This is a genomic window from Nocardia sp. NPDC020380 (genome assembly GCF_044386975.1).
Classification (GTDB): Bacteria; Actinomycetota; Actinomycetes; order Mycobacteriales; family Mycobacteriaceae; genus Nocardia.
On sequence record NZ_JBIRVQ010000026.1, the window covers coordinates 77,676 to 97,380 of the forward strand.

Below are 19,705 nucleotides of genomic sequence, written 5' to 3' on the forward strand. Positions count from 1 at the left end.
GATTCGGTTGTGCCGCAGGCAGAAATGCCAGATCAGTCCGAGATCCAGGATCCGTGGATACCGCCCGGCACATGCCGGGGCAGTGCGACGGCCGCGACCGGTGGCGCGGTGAAGTCGTGGGCGTCGAGGACGAGCAGCTCCGACGCCGTGCCGGCGCGGTCGCCGACGAGGGTGAGCAGGTAGCCGTCGTCTTCGCCGGTGGCGTCGGCGGCGGGGACGAAGACGGCTTCGCCGGGGATGCGGCCCGCACCGGTCGGGGCCAGCAGGCGTGCGCCGGTGTCGTTGTCGTACTTGACGATTCCCACACCGTCGTATCCGGAGCCGGGGTAGGCGACCGCGTAGCTGTAGCGGTTGCGGCGCGCGATGTAGTCGTCGTTGATGGTCGGGAATTCGGTGACCATCGAGTCCAGCATTTCCTCGCGTGCCGTGGCCTGCCCGGGTTGCAGGATCCAGCGGTATTGCAGGGCTCCGGCGACCGGGTCGTTCGGGTATCCGGGTGCGCCGATCCACCACTTCCACGAGGTCTCCCAGCTCGCCCGGTCCAGCCGCGGGCCTTCCACGACGACCCGCCCGTCCGCGTCCTCGTAGGCATTCGAAACATGCAGCATCGCACCGGGTTCCACGTCGAACCAGCGCACCGGACCGGTGCCGGTACGGGGCAGGACACCTATGCGTGCCTGGTAGGCGTCGTTCCAGCGGTAGGGGATGCCGGAGGTTTCGGCGGGGTTGAAGGTCACCGACAGGTCCAGCCACACCGCGTAGTGCTCGGTGATCGCGAAGTCGTGCATCATCGACGGGCCCGCCCCCACGACGATCTGCTGGTGGCGGATGTCGCCGTCGGCGGAGGCGATGTAGTAGATCAAGTGCGGCGCGACCGGGGAATAGGCGAAGAAATGCAGTTCACCGCTGACCGGGTCCACTTTCGGGTGCGCGGTCATCGCGGTTTTCAGCTTGCCGCCGAAGTCGTAGGCGCCGACCGTATCCAGCTCCGGAGTCACCTCGAACGGCAGGTTCGCCTCCTGCAGCGCCAGGATGCGCCCGGCGTGCTCGATGATGTGGGTGCCGGCCACACTGGCGGTCAAATCGATGCTGCCGTCCTCGCGGAGCAAGGGTGCGCCGTCGAGGGCGGGCGTCCGCACCCACCGGTTGCGATACCACTCGGCCCGCCCGTCACGCAGCCGCAGGCCGTGGAGCATGCCCGCGCCTTTGAACCAATGTGCCGGTATGTCACCAGGTTTCGGATTGTGGCCGTTACGGAAGTAACGGCCGTTCAGTTCGGTGGGGATGGTCCCGCGCACCTGCAGATCGTGCGCGGTCACCTCGTCCGGCACGGGCCGGTAGTGGCCGGTCAGATACGGCTTGGCAAGCGTGGCGCCGCTGTTCATCGGGTTACCTCGTGATTCGCTCGAGTGCGGGGTGGGCGGGCTATGCGGCCGTGCCCTCGATGTGTGCCTTCAGCAGTTCCAGACCGGGCTGGACCTGCGCCGAGTCTTCGACCGGGTGCGGGCCGGGCGGCTCGGTGTCGGGGATCAGCCGTTGGAACAGGCGGCAGAACAAGGTCGTACCGTCGCCCAGGTCGAAGGTGGTGAAGGTGGCGATCGCGTGCATCGTCGCGGCCGGGACATCGTCGCCGAGTACGTCGCGGCCGACCACCGTCCACAGTTTGCCGGGCACCCGCGCCACCACGGTGTATTCCTTCGGCTTCTCGTTCAGCTCCGGAAAGATGTACTCGAGCAGCACATCTCCGAGTTCGGCGGGGACGCCCTCCGTGCCGCGCAGCACCTCGGTTCCCGATGCGAATGGCAGCCACTTCGGCAGATTCGACCAGGTCGTCGCCCAGTCGTAGACGACCTGGGCCGGGCGCTCGATGAGGATACGGTTCTCGACGAAACGGATGTTCAGGTTGCCCGGGATCTGGGGCACGTACAGGTCAGACATGATCTCTCCCTTGTCGATTGAGCACGGGACTCCCAGGTCCCGATGCCTTCGGTGCGGCCGTTAGCTGCTCTGGTGCGCGCCGGTCATCAGCGCGGCGAGGTCTTCGGGGTGCAGGAACGAGGGCGGTGGTGGCGGGCCCCAGCTGAACAGGCCCTGGGCGCCGTCGAAGACCTCCGGAGTCCAGAGCTGGTCGTCGATGATCGCGTCCATGTCGGAGTAGTACTCGGAGAAGTTGCCCGCCGGGTCCTTCAGGTACCAGAAGAAGTTCGAGCCCGCGTGGTGGCGTCCGAGGCCCCAGACGTGTCGTTCGGGGTTGCCCTCGAGCATGGCGGTGGCGCCGCGGCCGACATCGTCGACGTCGTCGACCTGCCACGAGGTGTGGTGCAGGAAGTTGACCGGCGCGTTGAGTACCAGCACATTGTGATGGTCGGTGGAACACCGCAGGAACGCGCCCTCGCCCTTGATTTCGTCGGAGAGTTTGAAACCCAGTCCCTCGGTGAAGAATCGGCGGGTGGCCTCGTAATCCACCGAACCCATGACCGCATGTCCGAGCTTGCGCGGCCGGACCGGGTCGTCGCGCAGGACGCCGGGGGCGCGTGTGCCGCGGCGTTCGATGCGGCCCGGCCCGTTGTAGGGCGTCACCGGTGTGGCGGGCTGGGTGAGGCGGTTCGAGATCCGCACCACGGCACGGAAATTGGCGATCGGCTCCGTGGTGGCGACCGAGTCGGCGGTGCGCTCGACCGGGAGGCCGAGCGTGCGCAGCCGGGCGGCGACCGTGTCGAGATCGTCGGAATCGTCCGCGCCGATGACGATTTCGGCCAGCCGGCGCGACGGCGCCCGTACCAGTCGCAGCTGATCGCCGCCGTCGCGGGTGGACAGCCAGCCGTCCGATCGGGGTGAGAGACCGAATTCGGTGTAGTAGTCGCGCGTCGCGGCCGGGTCGGGTACGCCGATGGTGACCGACGACAGTTGATGTAATCCCATTGTGTCTCCAGGGAATTCGAGGTGGTTCAGCGCCCGGCGATGATCTGGTGGCGCATCTCGCCGATGCCCCGCACATAACTGACCAGTTCGTCACCGGGGGCGAGGTATCGCTGCGGGGTGCGGCCGAACCCGACACCGGCGGGGGTGCCGGTGAAGAGGACATCGCCCGGCAGCAGCGGCGTGATCGCCGACAGGCGCGCGATCAGCTCGGGCACCGGGAAGACCATGTCGGAGGTCCTGCCCTTCTGCATCTGCTCGCCGTTGATCAGGCAGCCCAGTTCCAGATCGTCGGGGTCGTCGAACTCGTCCGGTGTGACCAGTACCGGTCCGATCGGGCCGAAACCCGGAAAGGACTTGCCCATGCTGAACTGGGGCGCCGGGCCCACCCGCTGCCGAACTCGCTCCGAAATATCCTGTCCCACAGATATTCCCGCGACGTAGCGCCACGCGTCGGCGGCGGCGACGTGGTGCGCCCGGCGGCCGAGCACCACGACCAGCTCGACCTCCCAGTCCACCTTGCCCGGCACCAGCGTGATCGTCCCGTACGGATCGGCCAGCGCGGTCACGAATTTGGTGAACACCGCCGGCTCCTCGGGCGCCGCCAATCCCGACTCCGCGGCATGGTCGGCGTAGTTGAGGCCGATCGCGAACAGCTGCCGGGGATTCGGGGCCGGATTGCCGAATTCGGTTGTCGCGACGTCCGACAGGGGCGTGCCCGGCTCGGAGATGGTCGCGCAGAACTCGAGCAGTTCGTCCCAGCGCTCGTAGGCGTCCTGGATGCTCGGACCGAACCGGCCGCGACTGGCGCGGGCGAGGTCGATCACGGTGTCGGACACGGTGATCAGCGACAACCTATCCGAGATGGTGGCGAAACGCATGGGGTGGGCTCCTGACTGGGGCTATTCGCTCGGTTCACACCGAAGGTGACGGTGGTCCGGCGGCCTGTGAGCTGCCGACCGGACCTGTGGTGAACAAGTTCGAAAGTAGACCTATACTTTCGAAAGTTCAATGGTTATTCGTAAGCTGCTACAGTGAACGAATGACGAAGAGCGGCGGCGCGACCCGCACCGACGGCATTCACCAGGCGTTGCGCGCCGACATCCTCGCCGGTCGGCTGATCCCGGGCGAACGGCTCAAGTTCCCCGACCTGGCCGACCGCTACACGGTGAGCGTCGGCGCCACCCGCGAGGCGCTGACCAGGCTGGTCGCCGAAGGCCTGGTGGTGACGAAGCCGCATCTGGGCTACCAGGTCCGGCCGCTGTCCCATCAGGACTTGGCCGAGCTGACCGAGGCGCGGGTAGAGATCGAATCCCTGGTCCTGCGACTGTCCGTACTGGAAGGCGACATGCGGTGGGAGGCGGAAGCCGTTGCGGCACACCACCTTCTGGAACGCACGCCCTATCGCGATCCCGCAGATCCCGACCACCCGACCGACGAGTGGTCACAAGCGCACGCGGCCTTTCACCGGGCACTGCTGGCCGGCTGCCGCAACCAGCGACTGATCGACACGGCGCGCTCGCTACGGCAGGAGGCCGAGCTGTACCTGCAGTGGTCGGTCTCCCTCGGCAACGAACCCGGCCGCGACCTCGCCGCCGAGCACCGAGCACTACTCGACGCCGCCCTGGCCCGCGACGCCGACCACGCCCAGGAACTGCTGCGCGAACATATCGCACACACCGCCCGCCTACTGATCAGCTGCGCACCCGATCAACCCAACCAGGAAGAGGTAACGCCCTCCCCTGCCGTACAAGCCTCGACCTGATCCAGCAGTACGACGAACGACCAGCGCCCTGACAGAAAATCGGAACACCTACGGCGAACCCAACGGCTGGTTGTAGGAAGCCCCTCCGGATATCGATCAAATACACCGGACAGCGCTACGCAGACTTCAATCCCGAGTCGATCAACGATGCCGAACGCGTCGTCGTGCGCACCACGCCGACGAAGGTGTTCGGACACCTCTAGAGGTCCGGAGTGGACCGACAGCGTCGGGCAGGCCGAGATGATCTCGGCCAAACTTATTCTGCGCGTTGGAGACTCGCCTGGTAGCGGCCGGGAGTTTGGCCGAGGATGGCTGTGAATGCGTCGATGAGGCTGGCGGTGTTGGCCCATCCGCACAGGGTGGCGGTCTGGGTGACGGTGTGGCCGTCCATCAGGTGTACGAGGGCGTGCTGGACGCGTAGTTGGGCACGCCACCGGTGGAAGCTCATACCGAGTTCGGCATGGAACAGCCGGCTCAGGGTCCGCTCGCCGGCGCCGACGGCCCGGCCCAGCTCGCTCAGTGAGGATCCGTCGGCGGGGTCGGCGTGCAGCCGGTCGGTGACAGCGCGGAGCCGATCGTCGCGCGGCTTGGGCAGGTGGAGCGGTTGCTCGGGTGTCTGGAGCAGTTCGTCGACGATGACCTGACGCAGTCGCAGCGCAGCGGCCTTCGCCGGCGGCCGGGGATCGGTCAGTCGCAGCACTACCGCTCGCAGCAGCGGCGAGGCTTCGAACACGGTCGGCCTGTCCGGCAGGGCCTTTGACAGCGTCCGGGGCAGCAGCAGCGTCCGTACGTCGGTTTCGCCGTATGCGCGATGCTCGTGATCGAAGCCGGCCGGGGTCCAGCTGACACGGTTGGCGGGGGTGATCCAGACGCCGTCCTCCGTTGCGATCGAGAGGATCCCGCTCGACGGGTAGATCAGCTGTCCTTGGGGGTGCCGATGCATGGCCATGCGCTCGCCGTGCGGCCAGAGGCGAGCGGACTCCGGTGCGGGAACGAATTGGCGGGTTTCTGGCACAGAAAGTCATTTTACCGGTGGTTGTCGTCGCGTCGATCGACGACAGTGGAACCGAGAGCACATCGAACCGGGAGGACTTCCTCATGAGCGACAACCGAATCGAACACCGCTGGGCGATCAGCGAATTGATGACAGGCTGGATCCATCGGGACAAGGAGCGGTGGGATGAGCTGGCCGCCTTGTTCCATGACGACGCCACGCTGAGGATCCTGTGGTTCTCCGGCGCTGCCCACGAGTTCATCGGCGGCTCTCGTCGTATGGGGCACGGGCCGTTGCGTAGCAAGCACTTCATCGGCGCGCCCACCATCCGCTTCGCGGGCGATCGCGCGTTCGTCGAGACCAACGCGATCCTGCTCGCGGAAGTCACCGATGCGGGAATCGGCGCGACCATCCACAACCGATTCCTCGACCGCGTGAGCCGGCGTGACGGGATCTGGCGCATCGAGCATCGTGACTCCGTCTACGACATGGGCGGATTCACTTACCCTTTCGGCGTCACAGGCGCCCCGGACATCGACGCGCAGTCGCTTTCCGGTCGTCATCCTCGGGAGTACGCGGCACTGGCCAACCTGCTCGGAACCGCCGGGCACCCGGTGACCGGCACCTACCCGACTCGCTTCGGCGAGCAGGAGGCGGCGATCCTCGAGGCAGGCAGCGCATGGCTGGCCGAGACCAACCTCGCACAGAGCTGACGCGCGGTGTGCAGCGCCCGCGGAGATGTCGCACGGTCGCGGCGTTGATGCTCGGCGTCCTGGTCTACGGCGTCCTGGGCACGGTCGTCACCCCGGCACTCACGTTGCTGCAGCACGATTTACACACCTCGGTGGGCGGGGTGACGTGGCTGTTGACCGCTTATCTGCTGGCAGCGGCGGTGAGTACCGCGGTTCTGGGTCGGCTCGGCGACATGTTCGGCAAGCGGCGGATGCTTCTCGTCGCTCTGATGTTGATGGCAGCGGGAACGCTGGTTTCGGCCGTGTCCGGCGTATTCGCGGTTGTGGTCCTCGGACGCGTGTTGCAGGGCATGGCCGGTGGGCTGCTGCCGCTCGCGTTCGGGATCATTCGCGATGAGCTACCCGGTGAACGTGTCGGCCACGCGGGCAACTGCCGAGATCGTCAGCAGCCGTCCGTTGATCAATCGTGTCCCTGATGCGCGTTCGCACACTGTGGACGACCAACATCACCGCATTCCTGCTGGGGGCCGCGATGTTCTCCTCGACCGCCGTGTACCCGATTTTCGCGCAACTGCCCACGAGCAGCGGATTCGGTCACGGCGCATCGCCACTCGTCTGCGGCCTCTACCTGCTTCCGTATTCGGTCGCGATCGCCGTCGCCGGATCACTCGCCGGGCGCATCGCCCGCAGACTCGGTTTCCTCGGCGCGCTCATCGCCGGATGTCTGACGTGCGCTGTCGGAAGCGGATACATCGCCATCCGGTACCACCACCCGCTCGACATGATGATCAGCCTGGCCATCTTCGGATTCGGCCTCGTCCTCCCCTCTTGGAGCCGGAACCACCGGTCGTTTTCAGCGCCCCGGTACTCGACCGCCGCATCCGCAAAAGCGTTGTAAGCGTTGAGCCGATCTTGTCTGAGTCGCTCCGCGAACACTTGCGAAGCTGCCCGGTCAGTGGGCGAACGCTGGATGAGGAAGGCCACCCCGGACCCGAGAAGCGTTCCGGCGACGGCGATCAGGGCGGGAAGAACGGCATTCACAGCGGGATACTACGAAAAATGTTGCAGGAGGGCGCACCCATCCTCGCGGGTTCGGCAGACCGAGATGATTGGCCCGTAGAACTCCGACCCCGTGCGCCGGCTGGTTCGGTTCGCACGGCCAGCGGCAGTAGCGGATGTTCAGCCACGGTCCTACCAAGCGTTGCCTAGGGACGGCGGTGTCATCGAGGAGCCGTCGTGCGATTGTCACAACCGTTGCAGTGCAGTGTGATTGGAGTGATCGAAGTCCGAGACTCTCAGAGGGGAAAGATCATGGCGAATCTCGGCAGGCGCGGGCATCACCACCGTTCCTGCGACACTGCTACCCGCGATCCCTACCGGTGTCCGGCTCATCCGCATCGACGACCTCCCCGAGGAACGCCGCCGACATCGCCGAATAGCCCGCGCAGCTACCTCGTCGACTTCCAGGAATCCGCAGCCGCGACGAATGCGTAATTGAGGGTTCGCAGTATGTTTTGAGGATCTCGGCGCGCCACACGCGACTCGCCGTAGGGCGCATCTTTCTTGCCGGAGAAGTAGTCGACCGTCGACGCAACCTGTGCCACTCTTAATTCGACAAGGCCGGATTCTGGGGGTTCGTGATGGGCACCATCCCGTTCAACGGTCGGCGTGCACCGCCATAGTTGATCATCGCCAGTGTCGAGACCAGCGGGGTTTTCGAGGCTCGCGATATCGTTTCTACCGGCTAGATGCGCGTCAGCATTGTAGCCCTCCCGTAACTCACCCACAGCAATACCGAACAATATTGCCCCCGACGCTGGTCGGATCCTCGAGGGAAGATAGAAGATGTCATCATTGGGATTCTTGATGAATGTCGTCAACTGCACGGACAAGAGTTGCACACTCCGTGCCAAACTCAACGATCAGACCGAATGGGAGCACCGCGACAGCCTCAATCCCGAGGTTACTTACAGCGATAAATACCCTGCTTTGAGCAAATGGCATGTCGATGATTACTCTCACTTTGAAACGGCATACAGCCCGGACTCGGTGATATTTACAATGACGGTAACTTTCGCGAACTACGAAGATTTGGTTTTCGAATTGGATGCCCGCGATGTGGCCTGCTACTTCACCCACATACAGGACAGGCCCAGTCAGACCGTCACCTCCTCGACCGGGGAGCGGTACACCGTCCTGCAGGTGATTACGCAGCGGCAGGCCATCGATAATGGCGATCTGAACTACAACAAATTGACTGTCTATATCACACCCTTCGTGGACCCGAAGCGATGGATGGAGCGGTGCCAAGATCAGACCTTGATGGCATTGAATATTCCCGGCTCGCACGATTCCGCAACTTACGATGGCGACGGTGAGGAGGGCACGCGCTGTCAGCAGATCGACTTCCAAGCCCAGCTCGAGGCGGGTATTCGCTTCTTCGATCTCCGGCTGATCTACAATCCGACGGAAAAGAACCCGAACGGCGAAATGGATCTGGGCCTGTTCCATGGCCATTACTTCCAAAACGTGTGGCTGAAAAAGGACATCCTGCCCGACGTGAATGATTTCCTCGCCAAGAACCCCTCGGAATGCGTCATTTTCTGTGTCAAACGCGAGACCTCGGACGGCGAGGATATAGACGAGGCGCTGCACACCGTCTTGATGGAGAATCTGCCTGCCAACGGGCTCTATGACGCCAATGATCCCACAATTTTCGATCGAACCCTCGAGAACCTGAAGGGTTGTGTAATTCTCTTGCGCCGGGACCAGCCGCGCACCTACGGTTTGGACGTCTCCAATTGGCCGAATAATTCCGCTTACTCCAGCTTCGAGTGTCCCGCCCCGCAGGTCATTCCCTCTTCGGAAACGCCCCGCCATCCCGCTGTCGCCACGGGCAAAATCGAACTGCAGGACGCCTACGCGGTTTCGGCGGCAACCAGGGGCATCGCAGAAAAGTGGCCGAATGTGAAAGCTCACCTCGACCGGGCGTCCAGCGGCCCCCTGGTGCCGCTGCAGTGGTACATGAACTGGACAAACGCGAGTCTGTCCACTCTGCCCGTATTGGGCAGCTTCCCGTGGGACTACGCATCCTGTAATTTCGACAGCACGGACCGCGCCGGCATGCCGGGTCCAAATGGCGGTATCAACTTCCTCCTGTGCCAATACTTCGTCCAGAATCTGGACAAGGTGAACCTCAACCGGTTCGGAACCGTGGTGATGGACTACCCCGACGTCCCTCAAAACATGCAGTTGATTCAATTGCTACTGTCCATGAACGCCCGTCTGCGAACACAACTGCCGAGCCGTCCGGAGCACGCCGGCACCGAACGCCCGGCTGATTGATCCCCTGTCGATTGGGGCAGACGCGTTGAGACTTCCCGGTGACGATGGCACGTCGAGCGGTCGGTCGGGGCGAGCCCTCTTCAGCATTGAGACACGCTGTGATCTCGCCTGTAATCCTAGGCAGCCCCGACCTGCCGGCACCTCAACCCGATTACACGCTGCAGGGCCACCAGCCCCATTGCCGCTATGCCGGGACGACGACAGACCAGGGCACCGACCGAATCGCTTGACACAAAACGCCTTACGCTGCTTTCAGGGGGTTCTGTGCGCACCTGGGTACGACACTGCATCTAGGATTCGATGCGATGGACACCGTGCTCGAAACCGCGCCCGACATAACCGAATGCGTCGAGTGCGGGTCGCAGATGGAAGCCACAGTTGTCGAAGTTTTCACAGCTGGCATCCACCGGTGGGAGCTTGAAGGCCAGTGTCCAAGATGCGGCAGCCGCTGGAACGAATGTGGTTACGAAACACCGCTGGCCGGGATGCGCGCGGCTATCTTGGCCGCGGACGGTCCCGCGACGATGCATCTCATCCGCGACAACGTCATGCCCGCAGAGGTGATGCGCGCGCTTCGGACAGTTCGGACTCTGCCCCTCGCCGAGGCACGGGCCCTGGCGAACGAGCTTGGCGAACGGGGGCTGGAAGGAACCCGGGTCGAGATGGAAGTTCTGGCGGCTCCTCTTCGCGCAGCCGGAGCATCCATTCGTATCCGGTCCTCCGATACCGGTGAGCCACACGCTGATCGGCAGGTGCCGACTTTCCGCCGACCCCGGATCGGCTCAGCCGTTGATCTTCAGTGCTCCAGCGTTGGCCGGTTCGGTCCGCGCGCCTCGCGGCATGACTGGATATTGGTACGTACCTTCTGCGCGACGGTCAGGTTGCCTGCGCGGCGAGTGCCCTTGTCCAGAAGCCGATCACAGTCTCGATGCAGTCGTCGACGGGGTAGCCGTTGGGTGGTTCGAGAACTACTCCGTGGATCTGCGCTTCGACGGCTTGCACGAGAAGTGTCGCGATCAACCCCGGATCGGTTCCGCCGACACCGAGGCGGTTCAGATGGAAGGCGACTTCGCCCGCCAGCAACTGTTCGAACTGTTTCAGTTTGTCGGTGCTCGTGACTGTGCGGGGTGCCTGGTCGTAGAGCAGGCGGTGCATGTGCGGCTGGGTGGTGTGCAGGCGGGCGACCGCGCTGATCAGCGGTCGCACGGTCTCGGCCAGAGGTGGTTGGTCACTGCGCAATTGGGCTGCTTCGGCCAACAAGTCTGCGGCGCCGTCGAGCAGGTGGCGTTCGGCGAGCGCATAGGGCAGCGCGTCCTTGTTGGGGATGTAGTGGTAGAGCGTCCCGATCGACACTCCGGCCAGTTCGGCGACCTTGTTGGTGGTGGTCGCGGCGTAGCCGTACTGGTGGAAAAGTCGAGCAGCCGCGTCGAGGATCGCGTCGAAGGTGTACTCCGACCGCTGCTGGCGCGGGGTTTTGCGTGGGGTCGACATGGTCTCCCGAAACCGAGTTGTCAGAACCGAGGATTGCTCGAATCATTGCTACATGCACGACTCCTACCTGGCATTTCTTCCCGATGATCTCCGAACTGGCCCGGAACTACGACCCGAGCCGACCTGGTGGCAGTGGCAGGGCATACGCGTCCACATCGAGCGTGTGCGCCGAGCAGACGCCCTGGTGCGGATGTTGTTGGTACACGGTGGTGGCGGGCACGCGGCGGTGATGTGGCCGTTCGCAGTATTGGCGGCAAGGTTGGGCTTCGAGGGAGTGGTGCCCGACCTGCCGGGATACGGCCACACCGAGGTGAGATCAGCTGCCCCGGTAAGCCATTCGGACTGGGTCGACTGTGTCGCCGATCTGGTGCGGGTCGAGAAAGCCACCGATCCGCGCCCACTGGTCGTGTTCGGGGCCAGCATGGGCGGAATGCTCGCCTACGAGGCCGCGGCTCGTACCGGCATGGTCGATGCGATCGCGGTCACCTGCCTGCTCGACCTCCGCTTGCCCAGGACTCGTCGTGCTATCGGCCGATTCGGCTGGCTCGGACACCACGGCGCGCGGCTGCTCCTTCCGGTGTTCGACAGGATTCGTGTACCAATGAGACTGGTGGCCAACATGACCGCGATGTCCAACCGCGCCGAACTCACTGCCACGGCCATTGCCGATCCACGAGGCGGAGGTGCCTGGATGTCGCTGGGGTTCTTGCGGACCTACCTGAGATCAGCGCCGTTCGTCGAACCGGAAGACTTCACCGCCTGCCCGGTGTGGCTGCTCCACCCCGGTGCCGACCGCTGGACGCCACTGGCCATCAGCGAGCCGTTCTTCGATCGGATTGCCGCGCCGAAACACCTTGTCATCCTCGACGAAGCAGGTCACTACCCGGTGGAAGATCCCGGAATTGGCCAACTCGTGGCGGCGCTGGCAGGCATCTATCGCGAAGTCGCACCCGCCATCTGACCGACCGCGCTACCTCCCAGAACAAGATTGGCGCATTCAAACGCCATGTAATCGGCATGAGCGTGCGTTCGGTCGACGCCAGAACGGCACTGCCGGTTGATCCTCGGTCCCCTATGCCCGCAGGTTCGGCCGGTGCGGGAAGTGGCGTTTTGGTGCGTTGGCCGCCGAGCGCTGCGATCCGGTGCCAGGGGTGCCTACTTCGATCGGGCGGGGTGGGTGTCGGCGCGGGCGTCGTATTCGGCGCGGGCGGCGTCGATGTGGGTCAGGTGGGTGAGGCTCCACTCCATCAGGGGTGCGGTGGCTTCGCGGAGGGTTCTGCCCATGGATGTGAGCTCGTAGCTGACGTGGGGTGGCATGACGTTGTGGACGGTGCGGGTGAGGATTCCGTCGCGTTCCAGGTCGCGCAGGGTGACGGTGAGCATGCGTTGGCTGATGCCGTCGATCTCGCGTTTGAGTTCGGTGAAGCGGCGTGGACCGTGCCGGAGATTGCGCACGATCAGCAGCGACCACTTGTCCCCGACGATGGCGAGGACTTCCCGGCTGCGGCATGAATTGTCCTGGGGCTCAGGCTCGCTGCCCGTCGTGGTCATGGTTACCTCCAAGGAACCGGGGCACGGAAAAGTGCCTTATTGCTCGAGGCATATCGAGCGATCACCATTGATTGCGGTTCCTAAACCGTACTGGGTTACGGATGGTAACTGTCATCGTTTCGCGCACTACTCGCCTCGAGAAGAAGGATCACTACAACCATGTCTACATTTCTGCTGGTCCACGGCGCTTGGCACAGTGGTCGGTGCTGGGATCGGGTGGTGCCGCTACTGGAGTCGGCCGGACATCGAGTGCTCGCACCGTCGCTGACCGGTTACGGCGACAAGGCGCATCTACTCGGTCCCGATGTAGGGCTCGACACGCACGTCGAGGACATCGTCACACTGATCGACGAACAAGACCTCGACGAGCTGATCCTGGTCGGGCACAGCTACGCGGGACTCGTCATTTCCGCTGTGGCCAACCAGATTCCGGAACGGATCGCGCATCTGGTCTATCTCGATGCGATGGTCCCGCAGGACGGTGAGACCGCGGTCGACGTCCAACCCATCACCCGAAACCTGATCGAACTCGCCGCGCAGTCCGAGAGCGGGTGGCGAGTGCCGCCGCTGCCGGAGATGCCACCGCCTTACGGCCTGTTCGGGGTCACCGATCCGGCGGATGTCGCCTGGCTGCGTGAGATGCTCTCGGATCAACCGGTGCGCTGCCTTCAGCAACCGGTCCGGCTGGACAACCCGGCCGCGAACGCAATCCCGCGCACCCATATCCACTGCGTCGGCGCGAAGCCGTCGGGCATCACCCGGCGGCCCGTTCCAGCGTTGCAGCCCAACGGTTCTCCGTCCGAGGTGTGGGAGTTGCCGACCGGCCACGACTGCATGATCACTATGCCCGTCGAGCTCAGTGAACTGCTGCTGAAGCTCGGCGCCTAGCGCCGCCCGCGACGCTGATTCGCATCGGTCCCATCCGGCACGCTGGTGCTCAACGGAATTCATAGCCTGAAGACCTTGCCGATAACGGAGTCTGAGGCCTGCGTCTCGTCTATCAGAGGGCTCGGTGCGCTCGCATGGACCGATACCTCTGCCCAGAACACGAAACCGGCAACGATGTAGTCGCAATCGTTTTCGCTGTTGAGGTGGAACATGTGCGCGTCGCGCCACTCCCCGCCGACCCTACGCGCCTCCGCGTTCATTGCATCGGGCTCCGCGATGGTCACTCGAAGGCCGTCGTAGTGATCTGCGACTTGGATACGCGAGACGTCCTGAAATAGCACGTCGAAGGTTCTGGGCAGATCCTCGGACTCGCGATTCCGCAGAAATCCACGCAGCAAAAACTTGCTGTGGCCCACGTCGATGCTCCACGGACGGAACCGTCCGCGCAGGACAATCGGCAGAGATCGTCGTTCGAACTCGAAGGTCATATCACCAGCCTCCTGCGGTCGAGCCCGGTCTTCATCGCCGAAGAAGGTGTGTATCCGCGTCCGATATCTTCGTGGTCGGAGCGCTATTTGATCGCCAGCCACCGCTGAAGGATCTGCGCGACGGTCGCCTGCTTTTGCTTGATGTCGTCGAGGTCATCGAAGCTCAAGATTCCGCGGATATCGGAGACCCACTGCACCAGTCCGGACGGATCTTCCATGACGGGAGCGGCCTTCTTGTCTTCCTTGCGAGTCGAGCCCATGTGCAGGATGAGCTGCACCTTGTCGTCCTTGTTCTTCAGGTTGAAGGTCACCCGATCCTCACCGTCCAGGACGTAGCTGGGTGCACTCCATTTGACGTGTTCTACAAGGCTCGGCTCGGTCACCAATATGATCGATTGCAGGGCCGTGACCTGCTCTCCGCGATCGGCGTCCAACTCGTTCAGGATGTCAGCTACCGAACCGGTCTTGGCCATAGCCGAATAGTAGCTGAGCGACTGGCTGACCGGCCGAACCCCGACACAGGAGAACCCTTGCCATCCAACCTGGCTTTGAAGGCAATGAACATCGTGCACCGCAGCTTGCTCGGGGTGAGCGGCGGGAAGTTGGGCAATTCCTTCAGCGGCATGCCATCGCTGGAACTGACCACGATCGGCCGGAAGTCGGGACGCCCGCACAGCGTGATGCTTACCGCCCCGCTGGTCGAAGGCGACACGATCGTCGTAGTGGCGTCCCGCGGTGGCGATCCGATCCACCCGGCGTGGTACCTGAATCTGCGAGATCAGCCCGAGGTCGACGTGTCCTTCCGCAGCGGCCCCCGCCGACCCATGACCGCCCGGACGGCCTCTCCGGAGGAGCGAGCCGAGCTGTGGCCGAAAGTAACCGCGAAATACAACGTCTACGCCGGCTATCAGCAGCGCACCACTCGCGAAATTCCACTGGTCCTGCTGACCCCACGCAACTGAACAGATCCAACGCCGCCCCGGATCGGCACGGCCGGTGGATCTTCCGCCGTCCCACGCCGGCCAATTCGGTCAGCGTGGGACTCGGCAGGTGCGGGCATCGCTGCTCAATGCGGCGCGTAACCATTGGGGCGCAAGAGCTTCGGCGTTCGTGGCGAGTTGCCACAGTGCCCATTCGGCATGTCTCGCATCTTGAAAGGTGACCTGTAGTCGCAGCCAGCCATCCGTGTCGGTTTCTTCGGCACGGACTGCCAGTGCGGTGCTCACGCCACCGAAATCGCGACCTGGTACAAAGCGACATCCTGAGGCTTGCAGCTGGTAAATCGGCATTTGTTCATGCGCCGCTAGCAGGGGTGTCGTCGGCGTTCCTCTCCCCCAAGGGAAGTAGTGGGAGGTGGGTGGTCAGGCAGAACGGGTGTCCGGCCGGGTCCAGTAGCACGCGCCAGCGGTGGGGTCCGGGCTGTTCGTCGGCGAGGCGGGCGCCCAGTCGCAGGGCTTCTTGTTCGCCGATGTCCAGGTCGGTCACGGTGAGGTCGAGGCGGATGTGGGTTGGGGTGGTGCCGTCGGGCCAGGTCGGTGGTTGGTAGTCACAAACTGCGCATCCATTACGCCGCACCCGATCAAACCCCGATGTGGCGCACGATCAACCCGATCGGCCTGGTCACGGTGCGAGACATGGGCTACTTGCTGGCCACGAAATCCGGTTCGGATCGCACCTACCGGCTCTCGCGGATCCGGGCCGCCGAACAACTTGCCGAACCCGCGCAGCGGCCGGACCGGGTCGATCTGGATCGGGCCTGGCACGAACGCAGCACACAGTTCCGTACCAGCGGCGACCACGTCACCGTGCTGGTGCGGGTGAATCCGGCACGGCGGGAAGAACTATTGCTACTCGGCGGAGAGATCGTGTACCGCGAGGACACCATGGCCGTAGTCCACACCCCACGCGGCGTGATCTCCATGATCCGAACCCCGGCGGCCCAGAAGGTCGCCAGTTCGAGCTCGTCGGCGCAGTTCAGCGAGATGAGAGCTAGCTCAGCGATAGCCATTTGTTCGATATTACGGTGGCCGGCAATACCCTGATATCGGCGGCATGGTGCATTGAAACAGCTTGTGACGGAGTCGAATTGGGCGGCCCGTACCCGAAACACAAGTTCAGCAATGTAAATCGTGGCATTTCCGATTCCGTTGTCGACTTACCCGGAGGGGTCAGCGTCGCGGCTCAGACTGGTGGCGAAGCGACGTTTGTAGTCGGTAGGGGTGAGACCGAGGTGGCGGGCGAAGGCGCGGCGCAGGGATTCGTCGCTGCCCAGGCCGCTGCGACGGGCGGCGGCGGTGACGCTGTGCCCGTGCAGGATCAACTGCTGAGCCAAGTCGAGACGTACGCGTTCGATCCAGCGTGCGGGGGTGGTGCCCAGTTCGGCGTGGAACAGGCGGGTGATCTGGCGCGGGCTCAGGGCCGCAGTCGCTGCGAGAGTGGTGGCGCTGTGATCGGCGGCGGGGTCGGCGTGGACAGCGTCGATGATGGTGCGCAGGGCCAAGGTTCGCGGCGGAGGTGTGCGTAGCGCGGCCGAGAATTGCGATTGGCCACCGGGGCGTTGCAGATAAACCACCAGCTCTTGGGCGATCGTGCGGGCGAATTCAGGGCCGTGGTCGTGTTCGACCAGTGCCAGTGCCATGTCGATTCCGGCGCTGATGCCTGCCGAGGTGAGGTAGCGGCCGTCACTGATGTGCAGCGCGTCCGTCACGACATCGACGTCGGGGTAACGGTGCGCCAGGGTGCGGGCATGTCGCCAGTGCGTGGTGGCGCGCCGGCCGGCCAATAGCCCGAGTTCGGCCAGCACGAACGTGCCGGTGCATACCGAAGCAACCCGGGAGGCGGTGGCGGCCAGCGAGCGTGCGGCCTCGAGCACCGCGACCTCGGCGCCATGCTCCGCCAGTTGATCACCCCCGGGAACCACGAGTGTGTCGATCTCGCCGGCGTCGGAGACAGCGATCGTCGCCAGCGGGATCCCCGACGAGGTCCGCACCGATCCACCCTGCGGTGAGAGCAGCATCGTTTCGTAGAACCTACTGGCCTCGTGCAGGACTTCGACCGGTCCGGCGACGTCGAGCAGGGTGACCTGGTCGAAGACGAGAAAACCGACCCGATGTGTCATGTCTGAATCTGTGGTTCATTTGTCACTTTGGACATGGTGGGAGTGTAGTGCGCCCCGGCAGAGTGAAGAGGTCGACCACGATCGAAGGAGGACAGCAGTGAGCCCAGAAATGATCGACGGGATAACGATCCCCGGCACGGATACCCCCGCGGCCGGCGCCGCGTGGGAGGTTGCGCGCCACTACTATTCACCGGCACTGCTGAATCACTGCGTGCGCTCCTTCCACTGGGCAGCAGCCCTCGCGAACGAGGAGGGCCTCACTGTCGACACCGAGTTGCTGTATGTCGCAGCACTGTTCCATGACATCGGCCTGGTCCCCCAATTCGATGCTTTCGCTGTCGATTTCGAAGACGCCGGCGGGCACGTCGCGAGAGTATTCGCCACCGGCGCAGGCTGGTCCCCCACACGGGCGCAGCGCTTGCACGAGATCATCGTCGCGCACATGCAAGACACCGTCGATGCCGGCTCCGACCCTGAAGGGCATCTGCTCGAACGCGCCACAGGCATCGACATCTCCGGCCGCGAGGTCGACCTGCTGCCCGCGAACACCCGCGCCTCGGTGCTGTCGCGGTGGCCACGCCTGGGCCTGGTCGAGGAATTCACCCGCTGTTTCGAACATCAAGCCGTCCGCAAACCCCACAGCACCGCCGCAATAGCGATACGCAATGGACTGGCAGGCAAACTCCGCAACAACCGGCTCAACAGCGCAACCGACTCCACCGCCCTGTCATAGCGAGGCACGACACACCCTCGGCCGCAAACGAATTACTCCGGCGCCAGTACATTCCCACTTGAGGGCTCCCCCACGACGTTTCCGGGTTCGCCCACTCGATTCAACGCGTTTCCCGAGATCTGAACCGGTTTGCGGTGGCATCCTACGCATGCTTAAGTCTCGGCTGTGCGTTACTTGAGCTTTCGTTCGACGACTGTGTTCGCGTATTTCGGTGGTATCGCCCGATGACCGTCGATGGTGTTGCGGCAGAACCGGTCCCGCAGGTCGAACAACCGGTACGTGACCGTGGGGGCAGGCTCGAGTTCCTGGATGCGCTGCGTGGCTTGGCGGCCTTGGCGGTGGTGATTCAACATTCGGCGGAACGACTGTGGCCCGGGTATTTCGGGTTCTCACAGCAGCACTTCGGGCTCGGTCAGTTCGGCGTTTTCGTCTTCTTCCTGGTGAGCGGCTTCATCATTCCGGCATCACTGGAGCGCGGGCGGTCGCTGGGCGCGTTCTGGGTGGGACGGTTCTTCCGGCTCTACCCGTTGTACTGGGCCTGCCTGATCGCGGCGATGATCCTGCATTCGATACATCGCTACGAGCTTCCGACGGATTTCCTGTCCCACCCGGTGCTCAACTTCTTCAACAACCTCACCATGATGCAGTTCTTCCTGGGTGGTCCCGGCATCCTGATCGTGGGCGCCTCCTGGTCGCTGGCTTACGAATTGGCGTTCTACCTGTTCCTGTCGCTGCTGCTGGTCGCCGGGCTCAACCGCCGCTCGGTGCCGCTGGCTATCCTGGCGCTCTGCCTGATCGCTCCGGGAGCGGGACTGCCGCCCGCGCTGCTCAATGGATCCTCTGCCAACGCCATCACCCGTTCGATAGTCGTGGTCGCAACGATTCTGGTCGCAGTGGTGTTCGCCCGCCTGGCCGCCGACCGCCGCGCGGCCATCGCCGCGGTCGTGCTCGCGGTCATCGCCGTTCCGCTGGTGCTCAACCAGCCCGGCGAATCCGTGTTGACCTTCGGATATTTCGCGACCATGTTCGTCGGCACCGTGCTCTACCGGATGACCGCGGGCGAGATCCGCCGGTGGCGCGGATGGGCGGTGTTCTGGTTCGCCGTGTTCGTGATCTTCGGGATCAGCACGTTCATCCAGCCCTACCAGGACTCGGCGAGCGGCCTGTGGGTCCACTGGATCAAGCAGCCCTCCACCATCATTCCCGCCTACCTGTTGTTCGCGGGCGCGTTGTTGTTGCGCCGCCACTCCTTCCCGCGCCCGCTGTTGTTCCTCGGCCGGATCAGCTACTCCCTCTACCTCGTTCACGCGCTCATTCTCGACGCCCTGCCGCACTGGACGAGATCCGTCGCCGGCATCCCCGCACAGTGGCTCACCTTCGGTGGCTGGGTGATCGCCTCGCTGCTGCTCGCGACGGTGACCTACCGCATGATCGAGAAGCCTTCTCACGCCCTCGGTCATCGAATGATCGCCAGAATGGATGCCCGCAAACGCGCCGCCTAGTTCGACTGGTCGATGATAGTCACGACGCGTGCCCCACTGATCGCGGCAGTCAGGAGGATTCCGAACATGGTGGTCCCTACACGACGGCCGGCAGTGCCGGAGGCGGACTGCGCGACCGCCGTATCTGTCGGCTGCCAGGGGGAAGGGACCGTTTCGGAGCTGTTTTTGCCAGCAGGATGGGACCACCTCGTTTGCCACTGATGGGACCACCTGACTAGC

General features: G+C 64.1%; 23 protein-coding genes. 11 read left to right on the top strand and 12 right to left on the bottom strand.

What is annotated here, in order from left to right; all coding sequences use genetic code 11:
- Positions 1 to 32 precede the first annotated feature (32 nt).
- Genes ACH438_RS43890 through ACH438_RS43905 form a run of 4 tightly spaced genes read right to left on the bottom strand, consistent with a single transcriptional unit; the run spans position 33 to position 3,800 of the window.
- Positions 33 to 1,385 carry a carotenoid oxygenase family protein gene (locus ACH438_RS43890; RefSeq protein WP_397016793.1) on the bottom strand — a complete coding sequence of 451 codons (1,353 nt, stop codon included), beginning with the start codon at positions 1,383 to 1,385 and terminating at the stop codon, positions 33 to 35.
- 40 nt (positions 1,386 to 1,425) lie between these two features.
- Positions 1,426 to 1,938, bottom strand: coding sequence for an SRPBCC family protein (locus tag ACH438_RS43895; RefSeq protein ID WP_397016795.1), 513 nt, complete (start codon positions 1,936 to 1,938; stop codon positions 1,426 to 1,428).
- Positions 1,939 to 1,998: 60 nt separating this feature from the next.
- On the bottom strand, positions 1,999 to 2,922 hold the full coding sequence (locus ACH438_RS43900) for a VOC family protein (protein ID WP_397016797.1): 924 nt from the start codon (positions 2,920 to 2,922) through the stop codon (positions 1,999 to 2,001).
- A gap of 26 nt (positions 2,923 to 2,948) precedes the next feature.
- Positions 2,949 to 3,800, bottom strand: a complete 852-nt coding sequence (locus ACH438_RS43905) for a fumarylacetoacetate hydrolase family protein (RefSeq protein ID WP_397016799.1) — start codon at positions 3,798 to 3,800, stop codon at positions 2,949 to 2,951.
- Positions 3,801 to 3,961: 161 nt separating this feature from the next.
- Here ACH438_RS43905 and ACH438_RS43910 point away from each other — a divergent pair, with 161 nt between their 5' ends.
- A complete protein-coding gene (locus ACH438_RS43910) occupies positions 3,962 to 4,684 on the top strand; it encodes a GntR family transcriptional regulator (RefSeq protein WP_397016801.1) in 723 nt (240 codons plus the stop codon).
- 256 nt (positions 4,685 to 4,940) lie between these two features.
- On the opposite strand, the gene ACH438_RS43915 is transcribed toward ACH438_RS43910, so the two are convergent.
- Positions 4,941 to 5,699, bottom strand: a complete 759-nt coding sequence (locus ACH438_RS43915; RefSeq protein WP_397016803.1) for a helix-turn-helix domain-containing protein — start codon at positions 5,697 to 5,699, stop codon at positions 4,941 to 4,943.
- On the opposite strand from ACH438_RS43915, the gene ACH438_RS43920 reads away from it, so the two are divergent.
- From ACH438_RS43920 to ACH438_RS43935, 4 genes are all read left to right on the top strand, one after another.
- Complete coding sequence (locus ACH438_RS43920) at positions 5,669 to 6,391, top strand: nuclear transport factor 2 family protein (protein WP_397016805.1); 723 nt, start codon at positions 5,669 to 5,671, stop codon at positions 6,389 to 6,391. The two genes, ACH438_RS43915 and ACH438_RS43920, sit on opposite strands and share 31 nt — an antisense overlap.
- Before the next feature lie 47 nt (positions 6,392 to 6,438).
- On the top strand, positions 6,439 to 6,846 hold the full coding sequence (locus ACH438_RS43925) for an MFS transporter (protein WP_397016843.1): 408 nt from the start codon (positions 6,439 to 6,441) through the stop codon (positions 6,844 to 6,846).
- Positions 6,846 to 7,268, top strand: coding sequence for a hypothetical protein (locus ACH438_RS43930; protein ID WP_397016807.1), 423 nt, complete (start codon positions 6,846 to 6,848; stop codon positions 7,266 to 7,268). The genes ACH438_RS43925 and ACH438_RS43930 overlap by 1 nt, the downstream gene beginning before the upstream one ends.
- Positions 7,269 to 8,236: 968 nt before the next feature.
- Positions 8,237 to 9,715, top strand: a complete 1,479-nt coding sequence (locus tag ACH438_RS43935; RefSeq protein ID WP_397016809.1) for a phosphatidylinositol-specific phospholipase C domain-containing protein — start codon at positions 8,237 to 8,239, stop codon at positions 9,713 to 9,715.
- An 876-nt stretch (positions 9,716 to 10,591) separates the two neighbouring features.
- Here the strand turns inward: ACH438_RS43935 and ACH438_RS43940 are convergent.
- Positions 10,592 to 11,206 (bottom strand): TetR/AcrR family transcriptional regulator, encoded by a 615-nt coding sequence (locus ACH438_RS43940; RefSeq protein ID WP_397016811.1) that lies wholly within the window; start codon positions 11,204 to 11,206, stop codon positions 10,592 to 10,594.
- Positions 11,207 to 11,396: 190 nt separating this feature from the next.
- Here ACH438_RS43940 and ACH438_RS43945 point away from each other — a divergent pair, with 190 nt between their 5' ends.
- The gene (locus ACH438_RS43945; RefSeq protein WP_397016845.1) at positions 11,397 to 12,167 is read left to right on the top strand and encodes an alpha/beta hydrolase; all 771 of its coding nucleotides are present in this window, start codon (positions 11,397 to 11,399) and stop codon (positions 12,165 to 12,167) included.
- Positions 12,168 to 12,361: 194 nt separating this feature from the next.
- Here ACH438_RS43945 and ACH438_RS43950 read toward each other — a convergent pair whose 3' ends face one another.
- Positions 12,362 to 12,757, bottom strand: a complete 396-nt coding sequence (locus ACH438_RS43950; protein WP_397016813.1) for a winged helix-turn-helix transcriptional regulator — start codon at positions 12,755 to 12,757, stop codon at positions 12,362 to 12,364.
- 159 nt (positions 12,758 to 12,916) lie between these two features.
- Between ACH438_RS43950 and ACH438_RS43955 the strand changes: the two genes are divergently transcribed.
- Complete coding sequence (locus tag ACH438_RS43955) at positions 12,917 to 13,645, top strand: alpha/beta hydrolase (protein ID WP_397016815.1); 729 nt, start codon at positions 12,917 to 12,919, stop codon at positions 13,643 to 13,645.
- Positions 13,646 to 13,704: 59 nt separating this feature from the next.
- Here ACH438_RS43955 and ACH438_RS43960 read toward each other — a convergent pair whose 3' ends face one another.
- Both ACH438_RS43960 and ACH438_RS43965 read right to left on the bottom strand, forming a co-directional pair.
- Complete coding sequence (locus ACH438_RS43960) at positions 13,705 to 14,133, bottom strand: hypothetical protein (protein ID WP_397016817.1); 429 nt, start codon at positions 14,131 to 14,133, stop codon at positions 13,705 to 13,707.
- Positions 14,134 to 14,216: 83 nt separating this feature from the next.
- The gene (locus ACH438_RS43965) at positions 14,217 to 14,606 is read right to left on the bottom strand and encodes a DUF1801 domain-containing protein (RefSeq protein ID WP_397016819.1); all 390 of its coding nucleotides are present in this window, start codon (positions 14,604 to 14,606) and stop codon (positions 14,217 to 14,219) included.
- Between the two features lie 57 nt (positions 14,607 to 14,663).
- Here ACH438_RS43965 and ACH438_RS43970 point away from each other — a divergent pair, with 57 nt between their 5' ends.
- Positions 14,664 to 15,095: a nitroreductase/quinone reductase family protein gene (locus tag ACH438_RS43970; protein WP_397016821.1), complete on the top strand. Its 432-nt coding sequence runs from the start codon at positions 14,664 to 14,666 to the stop codon at positions 15,093 to 15,095.
- A gap of 69 nt (positions 15,096 to 15,164) precedes the next feature.
- On the opposite strand, the gene ACH438_RS43975 is transcribed toward ACH438_RS43970, so the two are convergent.
- Positions 15,165 to 15,422 carry a WYL domain-containing protein gene (locus tag ACH438_RS43975; protein WP_397016823.1) on the bottom strand — a complete coding sequence of 86 codons (258 nt, stop codon included), beginning with the start codon at positions 15,420 to 15,422 and terminating at the stop codon, positions 15,165 to 15,167.
- A 4-nt stretch (positions 15,423 to 15,426) separates the two neighbouring features.
- Entirely contained in the window at positions 15,427 to 15,708 is a 282-nt protein-coding gene (locus tag ACH438_RS43980; RefSeq protein WP_397016825.1) for a VOC family protein, read from the bottom strand.
- A gap of 14 nt (positions 15,709 to 15,722) precedes the next feature.
- Here ACH438_RS43980 and ACH438_RS43985 point away from each other — a divergent pair, with 14 nt between their 5' ends.
- Positions 15,723 to 16,175: a WYL domain-containing protein gene (locus tag ACH438_RS43985; RefSeq protein WP_397016827.1), complete on the top strand. Its 453-nt coding sequence runs from the start codon at positions 15,723 to 15,725 to the stop codon at positions 16,173 to 16,175.
- Between the two features lie 113 nt (positions 16,176 to 16,288).
- Here ACH438_RS43985 and ACH438_RS43990 read toward each other — a convergent pair whose 3' ends face one another.
- Positions 16,289 to 17,251 (bottom strand): GlxA family transcriptional regulator, encoded by a 963-nt coding sequence (locus ACH438_RS43990; protein WP_397016829.1) that lies wholly within the window; start codon positions 17,249 to 17,251, stop codon positions 16,289 to 16,291.
- 97 nt (positions 17,252 to 17,348) lie between these two features.
- On the opposite strand from ACH438_RS43990, the gene ACH438_RS43995 reads away from it, so the two are divergent.
- Positions 17,349 to 17,984, top strand: coding sequence for an HD domain-containing protein (locus ACH438_RS43995; protein ID WP_397016831.1), 636 nt, complete (start codon positions 17,349 to 17,351; stop codon positions 17,982 to 17,984).
- A 224-nt stretch (positions 17,985 to 18,208) separates the two neighbouring features.
- The gene (locus ACH438_RS44000) at positions 18,209 to 19,486 is read left to right on the top strand and encodes an acyltransferase family protein (RefSeq protein ID WP_397016833.1); all 1,278 of its coding nucleotides are present in this window, start codon (positions 18,209 to 18,211) and stop codon (positions 19,484 to 19,486) included.
- The last annotated feature ends 219 nt before the right edge of the window (positions 19,487 to 19,705 follow it).